The sequence below is a fragment of the Brevibacterium sp. SIMBA_078 genome (assembly GCF_046534565.1).
Taxonomy (GTDB): domain Bacteria; phylum Actinomycetota; class Actinomycetes; order Actinomycetales; family Brevibacteriaceae; genus Brevibacterium.
Genome location: NZ_JAWRYQ010000526.1, coordinates 1 through 241 on the forward strand (window position 1 = coordinate 1; position 241 = coordinate 241).

The window sequence follows — 241 nt, forward strand, 5'->3', positions numbered from 1 at the left end:
TCATCTTTCAAATTACCATCGTCATGATGATGATCTTTCTCTACATTTATTTTTTGACAATGTAATTATTTTAGGAGATGGTGGACTAGGATCTTATAATGAGAATGATGAAAAAAGGAAGATATTAAGATCTAATATTGTTCATAACGCACCTTATATTATGCATGTTGATCCTATAAGGTCAGAAGCATTATTAGAAGAAAACAAAAAACCGCGATTATATATATCAGGAAGTAAGATT

General features: G+C 29.0%; 1 protein-coding gene. It reads left to right on the forward strand.

Translation table 11 applies throughout. The features are described from left to right. Window positions 1–241 (forward strand): hypothetical protein (locus tag SB749_RS20660; RefSeq protein WP_410711964.1); only part of this gene is annotated, 241 nt, incomplete at both ends.